Genomic DNA, 6225 nt, shown 5'->3' on the forward strand with positions numbered 1-6225 from the left:
GACGCCACGGCGTCGTCAGGTGCCCGTGCTGAGATCGGCCGCGGCCAACGCCGCCTGCCGGGGAACCTCGGCGGGGATCGTTTCGCCGCGGGTGGATACGACGACGGCCCACGGGGCATCTTCGGCGTGAGCCTGTGTCGGCACCAGTGCGGCGACGCAGGCGACGTCGTCGCGGAACTGGCCGTGTTCCTCCACCGGCTCGCCGGCCCGTACACCGGCGAGCTCCCGTTCGAGTTGGTCGGGTTCGGTGGGTGTTCTGGAGGTGAACGGTGGCATTCCGTTCTCGGTGAGGTAACGCAATCGGGTACGCCGAGGCAGGGACATGAGTAGCGCTTTGCCGACGGCCGTGGCGTGCGCGGCAGCGGACAGCCCCACTTCGAGGTCTTCGAGATACGGGGAGTTCGGGCCTTCCACGAGGTCGACGATGACTACCTGTCCCGAGACCAGCCGTCCGAGATACGCGGAGTGACCGGTTGTGGCCGAGAGGTGAATGAGCACGCTGTGTGCGCCGGGACGGTGGCCCAGCGAACCGCAGAGGTCGTGAAAGCGGTGGGCTACGGCATGGCCGAGGAAGTAGCGCCCGTCCGGTAGACGTTCCAGATAGCCTTCGTACGTCAAGGTCCGGACCAGGTGATAGGCGGTGGAGAGGTTCAGCGAGGATCGTCGCGCGATGGCTTTCACCGTCAGCGGAGCCGGACTCGCCCCGACCACTTCGAGCAGCCGCAGCGCGCGCGAGACGCTCCGGATGAGGTCGCTCGGCTGTTCGGATCGTTCACCTGCCACAAACATCACCGTCCGTGGGGGCTCTCGTGCGCCCGATTATGCTCCACTTGGCGGGCGCTTCGCTACAGGTATGCGCAGGTGAGATCGGTGTGTTCGCTATCTGAAATTCTGTGGGCTTCCCGCTCGAGACGGGTGGTGGCACCGTCGGGATATGGCGACCGGAATCCCGCAACCGTTCCTCGACGCTTTGAGCGAGGTGTACGACCCGTGCTGCCGGGAGAAGGGCATCTCGGTGGTCGACATGGGCCTCGTCCGTGATGTGTCGGTGCGCGACGGCCGGGCGCGCATCGAGTTGCTGCTCACGACGGGCTGGTGTCCGTTCGCCTCGCGTGTCCTGGACGAGGTCAAGGAACGGGTCGAGGAACTGGCCGGCGTGGACTGCGCGGATGTGGAAGTCATGTGGGACGAGGCGTGGACGACTGACCGGCTGTCCGACGACGCCCGCCGCAAGCTGCGCTTCCTTCCGGATCCGGCCATGGTGCCCAACCGCGACGCGTACGTCGCCAGTCATCTGCCTGCCGGGAAAGGAGAGCCGTCATGATCGACGACGCGGTCGTGTTCGACGGTGTTGCCCACGTCTTCAACTTCGAGCAGAAGAACGCGTTCGGCCGTCCGGGTGAGATGTTCTCGAACCACCTGTATGCGTTTCACGCCACCCTGACCCCCGACGACGAACCCAAGCTCGCTGCCGAGGAGTTCCTGCGGCAGTGGACCATCGACGACATCAGCCGCATGGTCTACGACGAGTCCGACACGGACATGCTGGTGGCCATGCCGCTTCCGCTCACCGACCTGTACCGCGACGGGCTGTCCCCGTGGGAGGAGTGCGCCGAGCTGGCGGCACGTGATCCGGACCGGACGATCTTCTGGGGTTCGGTCAACCCGCTCGAGGGGAGAAGAGCGCTCGATCTGATGGAACGCCAGGTCGGCGAGTTCGGGGCGAAGGCTTTCAAGTTCTACAACGTCCGCTACGACTACGGGGAGCCCTTCCCGTGGCGGATGGACGATCCCAAGATCGCCTACCCGGTGTTCGAGAAGGCACAGGAACTCGGCGTCAACCTGATCGGCGTGCACAAGGGGGTTCCGCTCGGCCCACAGCCGATCGAGCACACCCAGACGTGGGACATGGACGGTGCCGCCGCCAACTTCCCGGACCTCAACTTCGTGATCTTCCACGTCGGGCTGCCGTTCTTGGACGAGACCTGCTGGCAGCTCATCAGGTACCCCAACCTGTATGCGTCGCTGGCCGCGACGATCAACTTCCTGGTGCGGGCGCCACGGATGTTCGCCGAGATCCTGGGCAAGTTGCTCTTCTGGTGCGGCGAAGACAAGATCGTCTACGGCAGTGAGGCTCCGATCTTCCATCCGCAATGGGCGTTGCGCGCGTTCATGGACTTCCAGATCCCGCAGGACTTGTGCGACGGCTACGGTTACCCGCAGCTGACCGACCAGGCCAAACGGAAGATTCTCGGCGAGAATCTGCTCCGCCTGCACGGCATGGACGTCGACGCAACGAGGTCACGGCTCACCACCTAATCCCGGTGATCGTCGGCCGCACCGGGCAGCCCCGTAGAGTTGGGCGGGTGCGTGACAACACGGCTCGGCGACTTTCCAGGCTGCACATCTTCTTGTATCGGCTGAGCCGGGGCGTGATCGGCCGGCGCCTGGTGAAGAACGACATGCTGTTGCTCACCACCCGGGGCCGCAAGAGCGGAAAACCGCACACGGTGCCGCTGCTGTATCTGCTCGACGGCGACACACCGGTGGTGATCGCGTCCTGGGGCGGGCGCCCCGAGCACCCTCAGTGGTACCAAAACCTCCAGGCCGATCCCAATGCTGAGGTCCAGATCCGCTCGCGGAAGTGGCGGGTCAGAGCACGTACGGCAGATCCCGACGAGCGCGAGAGATGGTGGCCCAAAGTCCTCGCTGCGTACCACGGTTATCGCGTCTACGAGTCCAACACCGACCGCGTGATCCCGATTGTCTTTCTCGACCCTGCTCACTAGCCGGTCGGGCGTAGCGAACTTTCGCGAATGGGTGGCATGAACGACGGACCGACGACGGGTGAAACGCCCCTGCCGGGCGGGCACGTCAGCACGGTGGTCAGGGTCGGCGAGAAAGTCCTGCGGACGCCTGGCCGTAGGGCCGCGTTCGTGCGCAAGGTCCTCAAACACTTCGATCAGTGTGGCTGGAACGCGGCGCCAATACACCTGGGCTTCGACGCCGACGGCCGCGAGGTGCTGACGTTCATCGACGGCCATGTGCCGTGGACGGCGCACCACATCTCGGGTGTGACCTCGGACCTCAGCCTGTGCCGCGTCGCCGAGCTCGTGCGCGAGTTCCACGACCTCACCGCCGGCACCCGGCTCGCCGGAAAGGAGGAGGTCGTGTGCCACAACGATCTCTCTCCGAAGAACACCGTTTATCACGACGCCGGCGCCGGACCGGTGCCCGTCGCGTTCATCGACTGGGATCTGGCCGCGCCCGGCCGGCGCATCCATGACGTCGCGCACGTGTGCTGGCAATACGCCGGCCTCGGCCCCGCCGCGGATCCGGAGGAGGCAGCCCGGCAGGTCCAGCTGATCTCCGACGCTTATGGCCTGGCGGAACCTGAGAACCTGGTCGACACCATCCTCTGGTGGCAGGACCGTTGCTGGCGCGGCATCGAAGCGGCTGCTGACGACGAACCCGCGATGGCACGGCTCCGTGATGCCGGTGTGCCCGCGGAGATCCGCGCGGCCCACAAGTGGGTTCGGCGACACCGCCAGGTGCTTGAGGCTGCGTTGCTGTGAACCGTTGTTCGCCGCATTAGGAACTGATCAGAGTTCTCCGGCGGAGCAGCGCTCCCGCCACCGTTCGTAGTCCCCGGCCAATTCGGGGGAGTAGCGGGGACCGACGAGCGCGGCTGCGGCCCGTGCTGGGTGCAGATCGACTCCGACGCCTCGAGCGGCGAGCTTCGCCGCGCCGGTGGCCGAGGCGCTGCGCACGTCAACCCGCCTGGCCGGCCGCTGCAGCACGTCGGCCGCCAGCTGGCACAACTCCGGGGCACGCCAGCCGCCCCCGGTCAGTGTGACCGCCCGGCCGTCGTCGGAGGCAAGATCACCCAAGAGTTCTATGCCCCGGCGGATGGCGAAGACGACCCCGCGCACCGCCGCGCGGGCCATTTCGGTGCGAGTCGTCGTCGTTCCCAGGCCGAGCCAGCCGCCATGACTGGAAGGTGAGGCGACACCACCGCGTTCGCCGCTGAGAAACGGCAGGAAGGAGACCCCACCGGCCGGTCCTTCGGCTGCCGCGTTGATCATCGCGTTCCATGTCAGCCCAAGGACGGCCGCCGCCCATTCGAGCGCGAGTCCGCCGTTCTGCAGTGCTGCCATCGCGTACCACGCATCGTCGGTGTTGGCGTAGAGATGCGTGGACGGATGCGCGTCCGATCGAGCCGCCGAACCGGTGGGCAGGATGACTTGAGCGCCGGTTCCGAAGTTGACCTGTAGACCATCGGCTTCGACGGCGAGCGCGGCCGCCGCCGTGTCGGCCGCACCGGTGACGACCGGCACCGCGGACGACGCGTCGCCGACGATACGGCGCAGAAGACTCGTCTCGCCGACGATGGCCGAACTGGGCGCGACCTCCGGGAGCAGCCGCGTCGGCACGCCGACGGCGGTGCACACCTCGGTTGCCCACCGCTCCCCGGGAACGTCCCAGAGCAGCGTGGCCGACGCGTCACTACGGTCGGTGACCGGTGTGGCCGTCGCTGGCCGGTCGACGACGGCTGCGCGAACGGCGTCTTTCGCGCCCAGCACAACCGAAGCCTGAGCGACGACGTCCGGGTGGTGCGTCCCCAGCCAGGCCAGGATCGGTCCGGTCATCCCCGGCGCCAGCGGATTCGCCAACGTCGCGAGGTGCTCGGGCCGGAGAGCGCGCCACCGTTCCAGCTCATCAACCGCCCGCCGGTCGGGCCAGAGGATCGCGGGCGCCAGCGCGTTGCCGTGTTGGTCGCAGAGCACCGCGCCGTGCATCTGACCGGCAATGCCGAGAGCGGCGACATCGACGTCGCTCAGCGCCTCCGCCATCGGGTGCAGCGCGGCCGAGACCCCGGCGATCCATGTCGCCGGGTCGGTCTCGGCATGATCCGGCTGCGGCGCGGAGATGCTGTACGGTTCTTCGCCGGAGGCGATCAGCCGCCCGTCGGCGCTGATCAGCGTCACCTTTACACCGCTGGTGCCGATGTCGAGCCCGAGGTAAGCGTGCTTCTGAGTCACAGGACCATATGATCACGTCGGTTCACGGCCACGGCAGCTCGACAGTCTCGGAGGATGGAGTACCGAGCCGAGCGTGACGTGCGCGACCTGCCACTGAGTGCGTGCGGAACTCGCCGATTGCCGGACGTTCCAACCGGACGCGGCGGTGCCTATGCGCGAGTCGTTAGGCTTCGTTGTCGTGTCTGACTCGCGGATGCCGGCCTCGCAGAGTGAGAAGCGCCGATGGCTCGCGCGGCCTGCCACAGAAGTGGCGCCAGCACTGCTCGGATGTGTCGTTCGGCATGAGGACGACGACGGCGCTGTGGCGATCCGGCTGACCGAAGTCGAGGCGTACATGGGATCAGACGACCCTGGCTCACACGCCTTCAGAGGACAGACTCCGCGCAACGCCGTGATGTTCGGTGATGCTGGCCACCTCTACGTGTACTTCACCTACGGCATGCACTTTTGCGCGAACATCGTGTGCGGTCCGGTCGGCCTCGCCACGGCGGTGCTGCTCCGCGGAGGCGAGGTCGTGGAAGGCGAGGAGCTGGCACGTAAACGTCGGCCGGCGGCACGCTCGGCGCGAGATCTCGCACGTGGGCCTGCGCGGCTGGCGTCGGCATTGGGGCTTGGCCGGGAACTCAACGGCGTCGATCTTTTGACCGGCACGGGCGGCGTGTCGCTCGACGCTGCCAACGAGTACCCGGAACCGCGATCCGTTGCCACCGGCCCGCGGGTCGGTGTGGCCGGGAAAGGCGGCGACGGTGGACGTTTTCCTTGGCGGTACTGGCTCGAGGGGGACCCCACGGTATCCAGGTACCGGCCAGGCAACGTGCGCCGTGGGCGAAGCCTCTAGCGCCGCGATTGTCCGCGCTTCTCCGCCGACCCGCGACGCTCAGCTCCACTGAGCGTGCTCAAGCCGTCGGTTAAACCAGCAACCGCCGCGAAGGCGGCTTGTGGCTTGAGTGCGCCGAAGAACTTCGGATCGCTCGTGGCAAGCCCGGATCACCGCGACCGGCGCCGACGACGGTCCTCGCCGCGGCGAGTGATCGAAAAGTCTGGGTCCGACGGCTTTGACGTGGGGTTTTGTGGTGGTGGTGTGGGTTGTGTGGTGGTGATTTGACGTTGGGGTGGTGTTGGTCGTAAGTTTCTCTAGGCCTACAGGGGAGCGGGACGCCGGGGACGGTGGCCGGCCTTGTGG

7 protein-coding genes are annotated in these 6225 nt (G+C 67.0%); 5 read left to right on the top strand and 2 right to left on the bottom strand.

The window, feature by feature from the left end; genetic code table 11:
- Positions 1-15: 15 nt before the first annotated feature.
- Positions 16-783, bottom strand: coding sequence for an IclR family transcriptional regulator domain-containing protein (locus tag F7O44_RS09860; protein ID WP_162450016.1), 768 nt, complete (start codon positions 781-783; stop codon positions 16-18).
- Positions 784-934: 151 nt separating this feature from the next.
- On the opposite strand from F7O44_RS09860, the gene F7O44_RS09865 reads away from it, so the two are divergent.
- The 4 genes from F7O44_RS09865 to F7O44_RS09880 are packed head-to-tail and all read left to right on the top strand — an operon-like array spanning position 935 to position 3575.
- Positions 935-1324 carry a metal-sulfur cluster assembly factor gene (locus F7O44_RS09865; protein WP_162450017.1) on the top strand — a complete coding sequence of 130 codons (390 nt, stop codon included), beginning with the start codon at positions 935-937 and terminating at the stop codon, positions 1322-1324.
- Positions 1321-2319: an amidohydrolase family protein gene (locus tag F7O44_RS09870; RefSeq protein ID WP_162450018.1), complete on the top strand. Its 999-nt coding sequence runs from the start codon at positions 1321-1323 to the stop codon at positions 2317-2319. The genes F7O44_RS09865 and F7O44_RS09870 overlap by 4 nt, the downstream gene beginning before the upstream one ends.
- A 47-nt stretch (positions 2320-2366) precedes the next feature.
- Positions 2367-2789, top strand: a complete 423-nt coding sequence (locus tag F7O44_RS09875) for a nitroreductase/quinone reductase family protein (RefSeq protein WP_162450019.1) — start codon at positions 2367-2369, stop codon at positions 2787-2789.
- A gap of 36 nt (positions 2790-2825) precedes the next feature.
- Positions 2826-3575: a phosphotransferase gene (locus F7O44_RS09880; RefSeq protein ID WP_222851224.1), complete on the top strand. Its 750-nt coding sequence runs from the start codon at positions 2826-2828 to the stop codon at positions 3573-3575.
- A 27-nt stretch (positions 3576-3602) separates the two neighbouring features.
- Here the strand turns inward: F7O44_RS09880 and F7O44_RS09885 are convergent, their stop codons facing one another.
- Positions 3603-5042 carry an FGGY family carbohydrate kinase gene (locus F7O44_RS09885; protein ID WP_162450021.1) on the bottom strand — a complete coding sequence of 480 codons (1440 nt, stop codon included), beginning with the start codon at positions 5040-5042 and terminating at the stop codon, positions 3603-3605.
- A 178-nt stretch (positions 5043-5220) separates the two neighbouring features.
- Between F7O44_RS09885 and F7O44_RS09890 the strand changes: the two genes are divergently transcribed.
- Positions 5221-5880 (top strand): DNA-3-methyladenine glycosylase, encoded by a 660-nt coding sequence (locus F7O44_RS09890; RefSeq protein WP_425501374.1) that lies wholly within the window; start codon positions 5221-5223, stop codon positions 5878-5880.
- Positions 5881-6225 lie beyond the last annotated feature (345 nt).

The organism is Phytoactinopolyspora mesophila (assembly GCF_010122465.1).
Taxonomy (GTDB): domain Bacteria; phylum Actinomycetota; class Actinomycetes; order Jiangellales; family Jiangellaceae; genus Phytoactinopolyspora; species Phytoactinopolyspora mesophila.